Raw genomic sequence first — 17,115 nt, forward strand, 5'->3', positions numbered from 1 at the left:
GTGGCCGGGTCTGTATCCCATCGACCGATAGGAGTATAATAATCGCTAGCCGCCATGAAAGGAAGTAGGCACTTCAATCATACCTGGTATTCAAAAAGTAACCTTAAATCGAGCCTTAAGCCTAACAAGACAGGAGCATGCCCTATGTCCAGCTATTGCAAATTCGAAACGGCACTAGATATTCTGGTCGGAAAGTGGAAGCCTGTTATATTGCTTCGTTTGTTCGCTAACGGGACGATGCGATTCAGCGAGCTTCAACGAGCCATTCCCGACATCACCAAAAAAATGCTCACCCAGCAATTAAGAGAGCTGGAGTATCATGACATCGTTCATCGCAAGGTCTATCAGCAGATTCCGCCAAAGGTCGAATATTCGATTACCAAATACGGCCAAAGCATGTCAGCCGTCCTGCAGGTTATGAATGATTGGGGGACTGCACATATCGAGCATATGAACGAGTTATACGGCGAGGAACGCGAGGACGGGCAACAGGACGAAGAGACATAATCGATATGCAGCTCGGAGCAGTTGTTAACTGTACACAACCGTTTTCTCTATTCTGCAGACGATTTACGAAGCTCTTCCGCTCGATTTCGCATGATGCGATTGGCTCGCAGCATATAATCGAGTAGAACGCGCAGCTCGTCCTCCTTATAGGTTCCGTACAGTTCAAGCATGGCATCGTTCAACGGTCCGAATACTTCCTTCAACTTATGCAAATGAGCATACACTGGCTCTGCATAAACGATTCTTAAATCAGCGGGATCCTTGGTTCGACGAACATAACCCGCCTTGGTCAATCGATTGAGAACGCTCGTTATGGCCCCGGTCGTCAGACCGGACCAATCGGCAAGCTGACCGGCTGTCGCCCTTCCCTTGCTCAATATGAAATCCAGACATTTATGATCCGTAATGTTAAGGCCAAGATGAACAGCCACTGTTTGATGGAACAGAACCGTCAAGGTCGACATCTCTTTGGAAGCTTCAATTAGCGAGGCATTCAAATCCTGCTGAAGATCCTTCATAGTCAGCACCTACTTCGAACAAAATGAGTTGAGATCTATTATAGCATGGCTGTGTCCCCCAGTTACAGCTTGCAACGGCATCGCTTCTCCCCCTCCTCTGGTCGGGGTCGGGAATCATTCCCTGGACGGTTTCGATCATCTTGTTTTTTTGCAAAAATAAAGGGAATTCAGTTTTGCAAATGCCATATATCTTAAAAATTAAGATAAATGAAGAGGAGGAAGTTACATGTTATCACCCAACAAAGATGTCGCCGTTATCGGCTGCGGAATTGCCGGACCCGCGGCGGCCCTATTCCTGAAGAGAGCCGGCTGGAGACCGGTCATCTACGAAGCCGCACAGGAGCATGACGATTACGCGGGCTTGTTCCTGAATGTGGGACGCAATGGCGTGCATGTGTTAGAAGAGCTCGGACTGGATCGCATGATCCGCAATGAAGGCTTCGAAATGCGGGTCATGCAGTTTCGAAACGGCAAGGATAAAAATCTGGGGGAAGTCGGTCATATGGACGGCAAACCTCAAGGCTTTACGGTAAAGCGCGGATGGCTTCAGCGTATTCTGCGCGAAGAAGCGGCGCGTCAGGAAATTCCCATTGTCATGGGCGCCAAGCTGACGAAAATCACGACCGGAAAGGACTGGGCGGAGGTTTCCTTCGAAAGCGGATTATCGGCCAATGTGCGTTTCGTCGTAGGCTGCGACGGCATTCATTCCGCCTTGCGCAGCCGCTTGCTTCCCGATGCGCCCAAGCCTTCCTACACAGGCCTAATCAGCTTCGGAGGTTACTCTCGCGGCGTTCAGCTGCCTTATATCCCCGGCGTACAGCAAATGGTATTCGGCAGCAAAGCCTTCTTCGGCTACATCGTCCAGTCTTCGGGCGAAATATTCTGGTTCGGGAACGAGGAGGTTCCGGGCACGCCAACGCGCAAGGACATGCTTGCCATATCACAAAGCGAGTGGCGTCGGCGCATCATGGACTTGTATCGTAATGACGCTTCGCCCATTCTCGATATTATCGCCAATACGAAGGGAGAGATCGGGGCTTATCCGATCTATGATATGCCTCCCCAGACAAGCTGGAGCAAAGGTCAGGCCGTGCTTATCGGGGACGCGGTTCACGCAACCTCGCCAAATGCCGGGCAAGGCGCCTCCATGGCGCTGGAGGATGCTCTGATGTTGGGGAAATGTTTAAGAGATATCGGGGATGTCGAAGGAGCCTTCGATCAATTCCAATCCTTGAGAAAAGAGCGCGTCGAACGGATTATCCAATATTCCCGCAGTTTGGGCCAGCGCAAATACGCTACCAATCCTGTTCAGGTATTTTTCCGCGATCTGATGATGCCCCTGTTCTTGAAATCGGCCAACAAGGACTCGCACAGCTGGATGTATGATTATCGTCCGCAGTGGAATGAACGCCTGCAGACAGACCGCGATGTAGTTCATCATGATTGAAGCGTTCCTGGGCTTCGAATTCATTCTATTGCTGCTCTTGATGCTCCTCTGGGGAGCGGCCGCCTTTGCCGTCAATCATCTGAAATATGTTCAATCGAATAGCGCTTTTGTGACTCGTTGGCGAAAGGCGGCCAGAGCAAGCTCTCTCATCGGCCTGGCATTACTGTCGTTATGGATATTGGATCTGACGCTGGTATGGATTCATTTTGGCTGGCTGTTCGTTATGGACCGATTCGCGGTTGTCATGCCTCTTCTCCTTGTGCCGGCGGCGGCAGTTCTGTTCGTCGCCTTGCCGGAGCTGGCTTCAACGAGCGGCAAGCACTCGCTGCGCGCAGCCATTGTGCCGATTCATGCAATGCTCGCGGGAACCCTGCTTGCCTTCTATCTGGTCACCATGCATATTCCAGCCATTCCTGAGAGCGAGGATATCTTGCTGCATGGAGGCATACTCGCTTTGACCGCGGCAGCGTTGTGGATCTATCATTCAGCCAGGCTGAATCGCTTGAAGCAGCGGCAGCCCGCTCTACTCGCAAGAGTGGTCAGAGGCCTGCTCATGTGCTCGCTTGCCATTATTATAACGTTTACGGGATTCACCCTCTCCATGAAAAACAGCGAACTGCCCGGCACGATGGCCATGGTTCATCAAGCATCCGCCGATTTTGGCGGCGGGGCTCCCTTTGCCCTTGGCGCTATGCATGGGAGTATGGATCATGGGAGCTCGAGTCATGGGGGCAGTCCTACTACCCTTGACGAGAGGATTAGCGTCGACGATCTGAAAGGCCCTCAAGATCAAAAGCCCGATCGGCGATATGAGCTCATTGCCGAGAAACAAACCGTCAAGCTGGCTTCCGGACAATCCATTGAAGCTTGGACCTTTAACGGTCAAGCACCGGGGCCTCAGCTCGTCGCCGATGAAGGCGATCTTGTAGAGGTCGTCTTGAGGAACAACAATATAGAGGACGGCGTCACGCTGCATTGGCACGGAATCGACGTTAGGAACGCGGAGGACGGAGTTGCCGGCATGACGCAGAATGCCGTACTGCCCGGCGAATCCCATACGTACCGGTTCGTCGTGAATGAATCCGGCACCCATTGGTATCATTCGCATCAGCAATCGTCCTTGCAAGTGAGGGAGGGATTGTTCGGCTCGCTTGTCATCCGTCCGGCGGACGAGAAGATAGACACAGAGATGGTTGATGCGACCCTAATCGCCCACAGCTGGATGAAGCCCGATGGGACTATCATTCCGGCGCTGAATAGCAACGACGGGTTCCAGAGCAAGAAGACAGCACCCGGCACCCTTATGCGGCTGCGGCTTGTTAACGCGGACAATGCCATACGCACATTTTCTCTGAACGGCGCTTCCTATCGTGTAACGGCGATAGACGGCTATCGATTGAATAGGCCCGGTTCGTTGACCGACAGCCTGCTCAATATCGGAGGCGGCGGCCGCTACGATATCGAGTTCATAATGCCGGAAACTCCTGTGACTTTGGCGTTGCACATCGACGGCAACCCAATCGGATACGTCTATAGTGCGGACGGGAAAGCGGCCGCGGAAAGTCTGGAGCATGGCGAACCGCTGGACATCTACTCCTATGGCGAGCCTGCCCAGGCGTCATTCGACGCAACAACGAAGTTCGATCGTTCCTTCACGCTCATTCTGGATCAAACCTACTTCGGATTCTACAATGGGCAAGGGGGATCGCAATGGATCATCAACGGGGAAACCTTCCCTGATACGCCTACGCTGATGGTCAGGGAGGGAGATCTTGTGAAAACGAGCTTCGTGAACCGCAGCTTTGCCGATCATCCCTTCCATCTGCACGGCCATCATGTGCAGCTGCTCAGCAAGAACGGCCGACCGGTCAGCGGCAGTCCGCTCATCCTGGACACTGTAACCGTCATGCCGGGCGAAACAATCGAGGTCGCCTTCCTCGCCAACAATCCCGGTCTATGGATGGATCATTGCCACAACCTGGAGCATGCCATGCTCGGGATGACGATGCATGTCGCATACAAGCATGTCTATAGCCCGTATGCGATCGGCGACGATACCGGCAATCATCCGGAATAAGCAAGCGAGGCCCCGAATGCTAACTTAAGCGGGCCTCGCTCTCCTCTTATCTAAGCTTCAACACATCCTTGACTGTGAAGCTTACGCATGATATTCGCTCCGAATTCACAGTATCGTCCTGGGCGAATAATTGAAGCAGCTCATACGGTTGTCCTGTCTCCGCCTGAACGTACTGCTCCACGGTCAAATTCGACGGATCGACGATCCAATATTCCCCTACGCCGAATCGCGCATAAGACTCTTTCTTCATAATACGGTCCCGCTTGGCGCTGTTTGGCGAGATGATCTCAATAACGAGATCCGGCGGGCCGACAACAGCATGCTCTTCAATAATTGCAGTTCGGCTGCGATGAATCATTAATATATCCGGCTGCCTTGTTTCATTATCCGACAAAATGACATCGATAGGAGAAGACATAATAATGTATTGCAATTCACATGAATCTGTCAGAGCGTGTTCCATTTGATGGGCAATTCGTTGATGCGTCGTTGTCGGGGAAGGCTTCAGCTCCAAAATTCCGCCAACAACTTCATATTGGTTCCCATCCTCGGGTAGACCATAATAATCCTCCACCGTCCAGCCTGATTCCTTAATCTTGAATCCTCGGTCCTTGCTTTTGTATTCCACTGGCAGCGCCTCCAGTCTCTTCTTAATTACCGTTATTTTACCACACATACGTTCGTATTCCAAGCGGAAATGCATTCGTTCTCAAGCGCATAAGATGGCAAATACGATGAGAGTCACGACATTATCCAACTGCCTTCCTACCGACAAAAGCAAACGAAAGCAAGCTGCCGCAAACTAAAATAATCGTTGTAACGAGCAAGGACACATGCATCCCCGCGACGAAGCTCCCGCTTCCGCTAATAATCGAGCCCAGAATGGCTACTCCCAGCGTCGCGCCGAGCTGGCGGCTCGCGTTCAGCGCCCCCGAAACGGCACCGGACTGCTCCTTTGGAGCCGATCCCATTACGGCCGCCATCAACGACGGAATCGTAAAGCTCACTCCGAATCCGAGCAGCAGCAGCCCAATCGACGTTACCGCATAGCCGCTTTCCACATCCAGCCGAAGGAGCAGCAAAGCGCCCAGGGCCGCTAATGCGAATCCCGCCGTCATCGGCATCCGCGCTCCGATCCTGCCCACGATTCGCCCTGTGAGAATCGGGTTGAAGGCCATCGGAATCATCATGGGCAGCAGCGCCAGACCGGCAGCATGGGCCGACAGCCCCCGCAATTGCTGGAAGAACAGCGGCAGGATGAACAGGCTCCCGGACAAGCCAATGTTAATGAGCATACCCGCAAGCAAGCCCGCCGATATCGTGTAATTCCTGAACAGACGCAGCGGCAGCAGCGGCGACTTCACTCGAAACTCCACGATGACGAACAATACGACGCAGAGCGCCGCCAGGCCAAACGCCGCCGCAATAGGCCCGGAGCCCCACCTTTCGCTCTCCCCTTCCATTAACCCGTAAGACATGAAGACAATCGCTCCAATAGCCAGTGTTTGCCCTGCCAGATCAAGCTTTCTGCCCGGATTGCGAGGCGCTTCGGCAATAAATCTCGAGGTGATGATCAGACTTAGAATGGCAATTGGAATATTGAGCAGAAAAATACTGCGCCAGCCGAAGGAGTCCACCAAAACCCCTCCGACCACCGGACCCGCCGCCATGGCAATCCCGGTAACGGCTGCCCATATTCCCATCGCGCGGGCTCGCTCTGCGGAGTCCGGGAACGCATGAACGATAAGCGTCAGCGAGGCCGGGAGCAGCGCAGCGCCGCCGATTCCAAGAATCGCGCGCCAGGCAACAAGCTCGCCAAGCGAACCGGAAGCAGCCGAAACCGCGGAAGCCGCGAGGAAAATGACCAGGCCGCTCAGAAAGATTCGCTTGGCCCCAAACCTGTCCGCGATCGTGCCCATGGAGAGCATAAGGCCGGCGAATACGATGGTATAGGCGTTGACGACCCATTGAAGCCCGGACAAGCCTCCTCCCAAGTCGGTCCGAATATCCGGCAGCGCGACGCTGACCACGGTCATATCGAGCAGCACCATAAAGTAGCCCAGCGAAATGCCGATTAGCAGTATGATTTTGGAAAGCTTGCCCGCTTTCAGCTCTTGTACATACATGGCTTTTTCCAATTGAAATCCCTCATTCCGCTTAAGTTTCGAACGCTGCTTGAAGGAGCTTTAAAGGAGCTTACTCCCTCCAGCGCGTTTTCCATCCTCCTCCGCAAGTGTATAATGAAAGGAATACTAGAACGAGATGAGGCTTTATCCTAGGAGAAATAATCCTAGCCTATTCGGATAAAAGCACGCAAAAATAAGGAGGAAAGTCAGGGATGGAGCATTCGGAATATTCGAATAAGGAACGATTGCAGGAGCTTGCGCAATTTCTGAAATCGCGCCGAGAGCGGATAACGCCTGAGCAGGCCGGCCTGCCGAGCGGCGGACGCCGCCGTACGCCCGGACTTCGGCGGGCGGAAGTAGCGATGCTCACAGGCATCAGCGCCGACTGGTACACTTGGCTGGAGCAGGCTCGCAGCATTCAAGTGTCCGCGCAGGTACTTGAGAGCATCGCCAGAGCACTGCAGCTCGATGCGAACGAGCGCAGGCATCTCTTCCTGCTTGCTCTACAGCAGCCTCCCGCGGATCTGGCGCCGGTGGACAGCGGCATTAGCCCGGAGCTGCAGCGATTTCTCGATCTGCAGAGCCCAAGCCCCGCCTTCGTGACCGATCAGCGCCTGAACGTCGTGGCGTGGAACGGAGTGACGCGCCTTATCTATGGCGACTACCAGGCGATGTCGGAGCGCGACCGCAATTCGGTATGGCGCACTTTCACTTCGCCTTATGTACGGAGCTTGCTTAAGGAAACCTGGGAGACCCATGCCAGACATCGTCTCGCACAGTTCAGAGCAAGCTACGGGAAGTTCGCAGGCGATCCCTGGTGGATGGCATTCATTGAGGAACTAAGGCAGACAAGCGAGGAATTCAGAGAGTGGTGGCCGCAGCATGATGTGCTCAATGGACCCGAAGGCGAAAAGCTCAACTACCATCCGGCTGTCGGGCGGCTGCGGTTTCATCAACTATCATTCCAGGTGTCCGACGCTCCCCATCTAACCCTAACGATTAATATGCCTTCGATGGAAGACGGTACCATCGCCAAACTGAAAAGGCTGCTGGAATCAGCAGCCTTGCAACCAATATGAGGAATGAGATTCCATAGCTGACCATTCATTGTGTGCATTTGCACAAAATATTCATGATTCAAATTCATTTCTCTTAGCAAGAAACAAAACCACAGCCTGAGGCTTGTGATAGATGTCGCCACTTGCTTCAATTGCGCCTCTGATCTCAGCGAACAATTCATGCCGAATCGCTTCTGGAATTAATCGATGTCTGGAATTTGTGTTCAATAACGCAATATATTCTTCTGCCGTATACGTATGATGACAAGCGTATCGCTTCACTTCGAGTTCCTTGAAAAGACCATTCGCCAACGTCAAAGCTGATCGTTTTTCTATGATTTGCTCCAGTGTTGGATTCTTTGAATCATCCAATTGCTGCGCATGCCTCCGATAGCTCTCTCGAATGAGATTCGAGACTTCGTCATAGGTCGGAACATGTACTGTCCAGAACAAAGCGATTGAGCCGTCATTGTCAAGCAAGTCATAGACCTTGCGATAGCCCAGCTCCTGCGGCTCAACAAAGTGAAAAGCAGTGCCGGATATAGCTAACGCGAAGCCGCCGCTCTTCTCACTATTCCATGTTTCAAAGGGAGCCTGAATGACACTAACATTGGGATAACTTCGAAATTTGGTTTGTGTGAATGCAGCCAAATGTTCACCCAGCTCCACACATGTCACATGGTCATAACCAAGGTCGACAAGTCCTCTCGTAGCCTGCCCTGTGCCGCAGCCGATTTCGAGAATGGATGAATCTGACGCAATTCCTGAATAGGCCAAAATATCTGCAAACAGCTGATCAGGATAGCTGGGCCTATGCTTATCATATTCGTCTGCAATCTCGTTGAAGGTATGTATTCTTTTCATCATTGTACCCCCTTTGAATGGATAAGATAGTTTTATATTACGCTTAATAGAGCAATCTTTCACACATTTTCGACCAAACGTTCAGAGATAGCATCAACTGAGTTTCAGTTTATTCGTTAATGGTCGTAAAAAGCCCGATGACGAGTTCCGCCATCGGGTTTTTGCTGTATTAATCTAAAAAGAAATATGCTTACTCCGGCGTGCCCTGCGTAACGCCGTGAACATAGGTCTGCCATGGGGTATCGAGCGCACCCTGGCCCGGGTTATACGTGAAGAAATATTCCACCGTATCTCCGGCTTGGAGATTGTTGACGGGATAGGTGAAGTTGCCGTTGCCGTCCGAGGTCATGGCCACATTCAACTGCACGCCGTTGTTGATCTTGTAATGCAGATCCGCGAACGTTGCGCCGTTCACGTAGAACTGCAGATTGTCGCCCGACTTCTTCAGGCCGCGCACTTCATCACCAATGACGATAACAGCGGACACTACCGTAATCGTACTCGTTGCCGTAAAGCTCCCGTCCACGCTGGTCGCCGTCACAGTTGTCGTGCCCGGCGCTACTCCCGTCACGAGACCGTTCGAGCTAACGGACGCCACACTGGAATTCGCCACGCTCCATGTTACGGCTTGGTTCGTTGCGTTAGAAGGCGCAACAGCGGCGTTCAGCTGCGCGGTCTGGCTCTCCGACAGCTGAACCGTGCTCTGATCCACGCTTACGCCGGTTACAGGCACGTTGACAGGATTCTCATCATCGCCCGGCTGATAGACGCGAACGTAGTCCACCTGCATCGTTGCCGGAATATCGGATGGATCCGGCGACAAGCCGCCGTCGAAATGACCTCCAACCGCCAAGTTCATAATGATATAGAACGGCTCGTCGAACGGAGCATCAGGGTTATTCGGCGCGGCAACGGAATACCACTGCTCTCTCGTCACCTTGAAGAAGAATTTGCCGTCCACGTACCACTTAAAGTCGTCATCCTCCCAGATAAGCGTATAGGTGTGGAAGTCATTCGCGAACGTTTGACCCTCGGGAAAGTCATACTCCCCTGCCAGATACTGATTCACCGGCCATTGACCGCCGAAGTGAACAGCGCCGCTTGTCGTGCCGGGCAAGCGTCCCTTCGCCTCCATAATGTCGATCTCGCCGGACGCGGCCCATGCGCCGTACACCGCATCCTCCGGCAGCATCCAAAGCGCCGGCCAGATGCCGTCGCCCGTAGGCAGCTTGGCGCTGAAGTCCACGCGGCCGTACTGGAAGGAGAATTTATCCTTGGTATTGATTCTGCCGGAGGAATATTGTGCGTAACGGGAAGGATCCTGCGGGAACGACATCGGATCGTTAAGCGCCTTCAGATTCAGCTTTCCGTTCTCCACGAATACATTCTGCGTGCTGTTCGTATAATGCTGCAGCTCCGCATTGCCCCAGCCCCAGCTATTCGGATCTTCGCTGACATAATAGCCGGTCTCGTAGCTCCACTTGCTCGTATCGAGCGTCGTGCCGTTGAACTCATCCTGCCATAGCAGCGACATGCCCGCAATAGTCGGATCGCTAGATGTTCCAATCGCGATATCCTCTTGATCGGTCACATCCGGACGGGGCGCGTTCGGATTGCCGATAAAGGTATAGGTGACATAGTTGCTGCCAATGCTGCCGCCGGACTGTCCGTTCAAGGGATAGCCGATTCGAAGCTGCATGTCCTCCTGAATCGGCTGGAACCACAATCCGTAGATATAGTCGGCCCAATAGCCCCATTGATTCGCGTCGGACATGTTGTTATAGCCGCCCCCGGAGTACGAAAATCCGCTTTGGCCGGAGTCCGACATGTCCACCCACTGACCGTTAACATAAATCTCGTAGACGAAATTGCCCAGTTCAGTCCCGATGGCCGGATTGCCGTCAATCTTGGGCAGCGGAATGCCGATAGCGCCGCTCTCGTCCGCCGTGTAGCTCGTGCCGTCATACGCTGTAATCGCATAAGAGTTTCTTACAGGTTCATTGAAAACAATCGTGTACACGACGCTTGCGGAAGAGGTTGCCGATTCCAGCTTGACGTTAATGGATTCCGTTACCGTGAACCAATAACCGCCCCCGCCATCGGTGAATTGCCCGAAATTGCTGTTGTAGATCCAGCCGCTCGCTGCATTGTTGTCGATGCTCACCCACGTGCTGCCGCTCACAGGCTTGACATACAGCCGCAAATCATCGGCTACCGCAGCGTAAGGAATCGCCGGATCGTTGTTGAACACCGGATAGGTGAATCCGGCGCCGCCTGTGTAGCCTGCTGTAATTTGCGGGCCTTGCGTCGGCGTCATTGATGTAATGGTCTGAGTCGTAATATTTTGAAATTGAAGGGTGTAGTCCAGTGTAACGCCGGCATTGGTCTTGGAATACAGTTGAATCTCCGTCGTTGCCGATAGCGTGAACCAATAGCCGTTCAAGCCGCCGTCGCTCCAATGTCCCCAATTCTGGTTGTAGACAAAGCTGCCGACGCTGTCAATATCTACCCAACTGCCGCCGACCTTCACTTTGACGCCAATATCGTCAACCACTTCGCTCCAAGCCGCGGAGCCGCCGTTGAAGATTGGCATGACAAAGCCGTAGCTCGCCTGCCCTACTCCGGATTTCGAGACTACGGGGCCGTCCGCAGCCGAATAATAGGACATGGAAGTCACCGTGGTGCCCTCCGCATGAACGCCGGTCATCGGCAACAAGCCGGCGGCCGCGAGCAGCATTGCCGTTAAGGCCAGACTCAGAACTCGATGTGCCATCCTGAAGCTTTTCTTCGCAGAAAAAAGATTCATAATTTCCTCCTTCATCGAATATAGGCGAATTTATCTGAGAGGAGTTTGTAATGGGATACAAATGGCGACCGTCATGCCGCCGCCCTTGTGCGCATCAAGAAGCAGCAGCCGTGACAATTCGGGCAAGCGAGGCGTATTACAGATCTCGGTAACCGCTTACAACAGCCTGCCTATTCCATCCGTTCCTCTAAGACATCTTTATTCTATCGAAGCTTACCCTGAGAGGGTAGGCACATCGTTTTTTGTTGTGACCCAATTTTTTGGCTGATCCTTTGCCGCATGAGCTGATGAATAAACGTATAGAAGGCTCAAAGCGCCGTATCCCGGAAGCGCTTCTCCTCCTCCGCCTTCCTTCTCATTCGCTCTCGATATTCGGTGGGCAGCATGCCCATCACCTCCCGGAACGCGCGCGTGAAGCTCTTGTAATTCTCGTAGCCGACCATAGTCGTAATCTCGACGATCTTATGCTCCGTATCCGCGAGCAGCCGGCGCGCCTTATCCAGACGCACATCGCGCAGATATTCCGCGAAGCCCTTGCCGATATTCTTCTTGAACAGGTTGGAGAAATACGCGTAATTCAGCGAAACATGATTCGACACCATCGCAAGATCGAGCGGTTTATGATAATTCTCATGGATATAACGAATCGCCTCGTTCAAATCCTGCGTGTTGCGGTAGCTGCATTTGAACGCTTCGTAGAACTGATTCAGTCGGAGCAGCTGCTGCTGAAGCGCCTGAATATAGTCGCGAATGCCCGGATAATCGAAGAGATTGCGCAAGCAATCTATATCAAGCGCCTCCTCTCCCATATAAGGCCGGATGACGCGCTCGTATTCCTCCAGCATCTGCGCCATGGCGCGACAGAGCTGCTGCGTATAGCGGATGTGATAGCGCTGCAGTGTCTTCTTGTTGAACAATTTCGACAGATCTTCCGCGATCTTGCCGCCGTTCTGCGTGCCGATCAGCTGGAACAAAGCGTAAATCTCCTCATGCGGAAGCTCCCATTGCGGCTCAAGTCCCGTGATATGCTCGGGCAGTATGCAGCGTTTCTCCGGGAACAGATAGCTGTGGGCGTACAGCTCCATCAGCTGGGAATAACCTTCCGGCAGCCTCAACAATCCTTGCTGCGGTCCGGTCATAGCCATTACGGCATGAAGCTGCGCTTCCTTGAGTGCAGCCGCCAAGGCGTCAGTACTCGCAGAAGCGTCGACCGCCAAAATAAGATACGGACGCTGCTGAAGACAGACGCAGCCCTGTCTCCCGTACACATTGCAGGCAATCGCTCCCATACTATGCAAGCTTGCGGCTCCGGGCTGGTTCACTCTGACTTCCTCCCGCAGCAGACATAGCCGATAGCCGCTCCACAGACCTGGATGTTGTTCCTCAACGGAGCGAACCCAGCTCTCGTCATAGGAGGCGCCCTGCATGTACATGCCAAGCTCCTTGCGATCATTCTCTTGGGCAAGCGCGGAGATTTGCCGCATATTGTCATTCAAAGTCTGCCTTGTTCGAAGCTCCTGCAGCACATGCTCCACCGAGGTCTGAAGATCCTCCCGTTTCACGGGCTTGAGCAGGTATCCCTTCGCTCCGAGACTCATCGCCTTCTGCGCGTAAGCGAATTCGCCATAGCCGCTGAGAATGAGAAAATCAGCAGCAATTCCCTCCTCCCTGGCATGCGCCATAAGCTCCAGTCCATCCATATCCGGCATTCGAATATCGGTGATGACGAGTTGGACGTCATGCTCCCTCAAGAGCTTCAAAGCCTCAACTCCGTTGCCTGCGCAATACATGCCGCCCAGCTCCAACGGAAACTGGCGCAGCATTGCCTGCAAGCCTTCGCGGATATTTCGCTGATCATCCACCACCAAAACCGTAAGCATCGCTACCATCCCCCCAGATTATCATTCTCCCAAGGCAAACGTATCGTGACGTTGGTATATACGCCAATTTCGCTGTCGATCCACAGCCCGCAGTCCTTGCCATAGTGAAGCTGCAATCTCTTATGCACGTTTTCAATGCCAAGCCCGTTCTTGCTTGCCACTATCGGTCCGTCCGCATCATCTTGCAAAGCCTCCTGCAGAACGGCTAGCTGCTCCGGGGCAATCCCGACACCGTCATCGTGAATCTCAATGAACAATCCCCTGTCATTCTCGGCTTTCACCTGGATTTGAATATGAACTCCGCCGCCTGAGGGCGCCGCATGCTGGACCGCATTCTCGACGATCGGCTGCATGCACATCTTCGGAATAGCGCAGCGCAGCACCTCTTGTGGGAGATTTGCCGTCAAGACGAAGCTCCCGCCTTCCATGAAGTTAATGAACTGGATATAGCTCTGTATGTTGGCAAGCTCCTCTCCAAGCGTGACCGTGTCGCTTCTCCACTTCATGCTGTAGCGCATCAGGGAGCCAAGGGATACGAGTGCGTCGGCAATTGCCGACTGCCGCTCGACCTCCGCCTGCATACGGATCGCTTCGAGAGCATTGTACAAGAAATGCGAATTGATCTGGGAATGAAGGGAATGCAGCTGCGCATTCTTGGCGATAAGCTGCTTATCCACCACCTGCGTCATTAATTGCTGAATTTCATCCAGCATATTGTTGTAGCTGACGGCCATTTCATCGATCTCGTCGCCTTTCTCGCCATCTGCAAGACCCGTTTCGAGCTTCGCATCCAGCTGTCCCCTCCGCACCTTGCGCATCGAAATCAGCATTCGGTCCATCCGGCGGAAGATGCGCCTCGTTACTTGCGAGACGAGCAGCAGCATAAGAAGCAGCACGCAGGAGGCAATCGCCGTTACCCACGCATACCAGCTGCGCGGTCCCTTGAGCAACGCATCGCGGGAAGCGATATCCACCACATAGGCATCAAGCGGGGCGATGTACCGGTACAGCGCATAATAGGTATGGCCGCCGGCCTTCACCTTGATCGGGCTGTCCTGCTGCAGCACATCCAGTTTCTCGTGAATCAAGCCAAAAATGGCGGGGAGCTCCTCTCCGGCGCTGCGGGAGAAAGCATGCCCGGAATTGTAAACATTGCGCGCAGAATCGCTCCCGTCCATAACAACCGAGAAGAAATCGCCTCCGTTCTCCTCTAGCAGCTGATTGAAGAATTTGTCATGCTCCACTCGGATTTCCATAATGCTTGGTCTCTTCTGCTGGCCTTGAAGGCGTACAAGCCGGTAGTAGGACAGCGTGTGATCGCCATCCTTGAAAGAGAACAAGCGGTAGGCGGCCCCGCTGTTTTCTCTAAGGCTTACCCAGTAATCCTGCGGCCAAAATTTATCATAATGATAGATCTCCGGCCATATCTCGAATAAATTCGGATTGTCGACATAGAAGCTGAGCTGGCTGATCATCTCATTGCTCTGAATGATATGACGCATCTGCTCGAATTGGTTCTGTCTGAACTTTACGAGCTCGAGACCGTCCCCTAGCATATCTGAATGAATATAATCCACAAACGCCTTTTGCGTGAGCGCCGTTGAGGAAACGTTTTCAATAATGGTCATCTTGCTTCGCAGCTGCTCGTTCAGTCTTGATACATGACTGCTTCCGGATGCCATCGCCTCCTTGTACAGCTGCGCTTCCTGCAGACGGATGAACAGGAACGATACAGCGATTGCCGGAATCGCGATTAACAGGCTGAAGGCGATGAACAGCTTGCGGGATATGTTGGCATTGCGATAAAATTTCCTGGCTTTCACGATAGCAGCGTTCACGTCCGTCGCCCTCCTTATCTCTGAAATATACCATGGATGGCGACTTGATCGAAAGATGCTCGTCAAGAACCGCTTCTGCGATGGAAGGCTGTTTTCAGGCTTAGCGGTTCGCGCGCACATCTTGCCCCAAAAGCAGGCAATACCGGCCGCCTGACAGGCGACCGGCAATACAGAAAGTATTTTCAGCTAAGCTGCTATGGGTTTATAGACAGGGCTGATTTCCCGCTACTCCGCCATCTTGGCTTTGCGAGCGTCGAGCTCGGCTTGCCTGAATTCCATCACCTTGGCGAAGCCATAATCGTCGCGGCGCGCAAGGAAGCTCTCGAAGGTTTTGTCGAAGGCGGCTTCGCTCTTCGCGGTTATGAGCTCCGGCAGCACTTCCTCCCAATTCTGCGAAATTCTCGACCAGGCCACCGCCGCGTCGGAATCGCCGAGCGGATCGAGTCCCTTGTAGATGCCGCTGTCGATATCGGCTTGCGCGTTAGCGAAATCCTCCATTTGCTTGATTACGGGAGCCTTCTCCGGTCGCCATTGGTTGACGATTACCGGGTTGCGCATCATCCAGTACGTATCCATAATGCCGTATTCCTTCTCCAGCTTCTCGATATCCGAATCCAGCAATTGAACCATATCGGCCTTCAACGTCGGCTTGCCGTCCGCCATATCCCAGGTTTCGCCTTCCTTGCCCAGGAACAGATCGCGCTGCCCCTCCTCGCTTGCCAGATAGGTCAGGAAACGAATCGCGCGTTCCGGATCCTTAGCGGACTTGCTGATCATGGTCACCATCCAGCCGTCCATATTGCCCGGGAACAGCTTCGCCGAATCGCCATTGCTGTTCTGCGGACCGTCCACCGCGATATAATAGGAATCCGGATTAGCGCTAGCAGCCAGCATCGGATTGACCGCAGCCATCCCCGTCCATTCGCGAACCATCATGAAATAGCGTCCGTTGTTCGTTTTCTCCTCCACCTGAGCGTCGGAATCAACCAGGAAATCTACATTGATGAGGCCGCGTTCATAGGCGGTGCGGAAGGTCTTGAGCCACGCCACATAATCCGGATCGGTCATGCGGTCATAGACTTTGCCGTCCTTCTCGAATGGAATCGCAAGCAGGTTCTGCAAATATTCCGTCATGCCGTACGGCACGTTGCCTTGCGCGAAGAAGGGGCTCATCGGCTGACCTTTGTATTCCGAATATTGATCCTTCAGCAGCTGCAGCGCGCCAAGGAAGCCCTCCGGCGTCGACAGATCCGGACTGCCCATATCCTCGTACAGATCCTTGCGCACCAGGAAGGTCTGGTTGGCGGCCGTCATGCCGGTTTCATGCATCAGGTTAGGGCTGTAGGAATCGTTGGGAATGCCGTACGTATTGCCGTTCTCTTGACGATACCACTTCAGCGTGCCGTCGCCCGCCACCTTGTAGAAGTACGGGTCATATTGATCGGCGAGTTCGTTCAAAGCATAGACATGATCGCCCTCCCACAGCTTCTTGACAGCGGTTTCCCATGAGCCCATGCTAATGATGTCAGGCAGCTTCCCGGAGGTCATCATCAGCGTAATTTGCTCGTTGGCGTCGCCGGACGGCACCTCGAGCTTGACATTCACGCCTGTTTTCTCCGTTATATATTTGGAGTTCATGCTCTCTCCCCATGTATGCGCATACCAGGACGCGCCCACGAACCAGCTCAGATCGACGGGGCTGGTGTCCAGCTTCCATGCGGCTTCGTCCGGACTTGGCGTCGCTTCGCCCTGCGCTTCCCCGCCTTTCGTCGCTTCGGGCTGCTGTGTGCTGTTCCCGGACTGGCCGTTCCCATTACTCCCGCCCTCATTGTTGTTCGTGCAAGCCGCCAGGCTGAACACAAGAACCGCGGCCACGGCAAGCGCCAACAAGGCTCTTCTCTTCTTCAAACGTTTCATTTCACGATCATCCTTTCATTTCCCCTATTATAATGCAAAATCATGCCCATCAATTATCCCATGAGCTCAAACTTCTC

At 53.4% G+C, this 17,115-nt stretch carries 12 protein-coding genes; 4 read left to right on the top strand and 8 right to left on the bottom strand.

Annotation, left to right across the window (positions count from 1 at the left end):
• Nucleotides 1–144 precede the first annotated feature (144 nt).
• Nucleotides 145–507 (top strand): winged helix-turn-helix transcriptional regulator, encoded by a 363-nt coding sequence (locus tag HFP08_RS20455; RefSeq protein WP_168122468.1) that lies wholly within the window; start codon nt 145–147, stop codon nt 505–507.
• 47 nt (nt 508–554) lie between these two features.
• Here the strand turns inward: HFP08_RS20455 and HFP08_RS20460 are convergent, their stop codons facing one another.
• On the bottom strand, nt 555–1,025 hold the full coding sequence (locus HFP08_RS20460) for a MarR family winged helix-turn-helix transcriptional regulator (protein ID WP_168122469.1): 471 nt from the start codon (nt 1,023–1,025) through the stop codon (nt 555–557).
• 226 nt (nt 1,026–1,251) lie between these two features.
• Between HFP08_RS20460 and HFP08_RS20465 the strand changes: the two genes are divergently transcribed.
• Both HFP08_RS20465 and HFP08_RS20470 read left to right on the top strand, forming a co-directional pair.
• Nucleotides 1,252–2,472: an FAD-dependent oxidoreductase gene (locus HFP08_RS20465; RefSeq protein ID WP_168122470.1), complete on the top strand. Its 1,221-nt coding sequence runs from the start codon at nt 1,252–1,254 to the stop codon at nt 2,470–2,472.
• Nucleotides 2,465–4,549 (top strand): multicopper oxidase family protein, encoded by a 2,085-nt coding sequence (locus HFP08_RS20470; protein ID WP_168122471.1) that lies wholly within the window; start codon nt 2,465–2,467, stop codon nt 4,547–4,549. The genes HFP08_RS20465 and HFP08_RS20470 overlap by 8 nt, the downstream gene beginning before the upstream one ends.
• 46 nt (nt 4,550–4,595) lie before the next feature.
• Here the strand turns inward: HFP08_RS20470 and HFP08_RS20475 are convergent, their stop codons facing one another.
• Nucleotides 4,596–5,177 carry a Uma2 family endonuclease gene (locus HFP08_RS20475; RefSeq protein ID WP_168122472.1) on the bottom strand — a complete coding sequence of 194 codons (582 nt, stop codon included), beginning with the start codon at nt 5,175–5,177 and terminating at the stop codon, nt 4,596–4,598.
• Nucleotides 5,178–5,298: 121 nt separating this feature from the next.
• Nucleotides 5,299–6,687, bottom strand: a complete 1,389-nt coding sequence (locus HFP08_RS20480) for an MFS transporter (RefSeq protein WP_240941621.1) — start codon at nt 6,685–6,687, stop codon at nt 5,299–5,301.
• Nucleotides 6,688–6,887: 200 nt separating this feature from the next.
• On the opposite strand from HFP08_RS20480, the gene HFP08_RS20485 reads away from it, so the two are divergent.
• Nucleotides 6,888–7,754: a helix-turn-helix transcriptional regulator gene (locus HFP08_RS20485; protein ID WP_168122473.1), complete on the top strand. Its 867-nt coding sequence runs from the start codon at nt 6,888–6,890 to the stop codon at nt 7,752–7,754.
• A 51-nt stretch (nt 7,755–7,805) separates the two neighbouring features.
• Here the strand turns inward: HFP08_RS20485 and HFP08_RS20490 are convergent, their stop codons facing one another.
• The 5 genes from HFP08_RS20490 to HFP08_RS20510 form a co-directional block, all read right to left on the bottom strand.
• Nucleotides 7,806–8,660, bottom strand: a complete 855-nt coding sequence (locus HFP08_RS20490) for a class I SAM-dependent methyltransferase (RefSeq protein WP_206109298.1) — start codon at nt 8,658–8,660, stop codon at nt 7,806–7,808.
• Between the two features lie 127 nt (nt 8,661–8,787).
• A complete protein-coding gene (locus HFP08_RS20495; protein ID WP_240941624.1) occupies nt 8,788–11,403 on the bottom strand; it encodes a family 16 glycosylhydrolase in 2,616 nt (871 codons plus the stop codon).
• Nucleotides 11,404–11,711: 308 nt separating this feature from the next.
• Nucleotides 11,712–13,283 carry a response regulator transcription factor gene (locus HFP08_RS20500; RefSeq protein ID WP_168122476.1) on the bottom strand — a complete coding sequence of 524 codons (1,572 nt, stop codon included), beginning with the start codon at nt 13,281–13,283 and terminating at the stop codon, nt 11,712–11,714.
• A gap of 2 nt (nt 13,284–13,285) precedes the next feature.
• Nucleotides 13,286–15,121 (bottom strand): sensor histidine kinase, encoded by a 1,836-nt coding sequence (locus HFP08_RS20505; RefSeq protein WP_168122477.1) that lies wholly within the window; start codon nt 15,119–15,121, stop codon nt 13,286–13,288.
• Between the two features lie 225 nt (nt 15,122–15,346).
• Nucleotides 15,347–17,038 carry an extracellular solute-binding protein gene (locus HFP08_RS20510; protein WP_168122478.1) on the bottom strand — a complete coding sequence of 564 codons (1,692 nt, stop codon included), beginning with the start codon at nt 17,036–17,038 and terminating at the stop codon, nt 15,347–15,349.
• Between the last annotated feature and the right edge of the window lie 77 nt (nt 17,039–17,115).

This window comes from Paenibacillus sp. HB172176 (assembly GCF_011947265.1).
Classification (GTDB): Bacteria; Bacillota; Bacilli; order Paenibacillales; family Paenibacillaceae; genus Pristimantibacillus.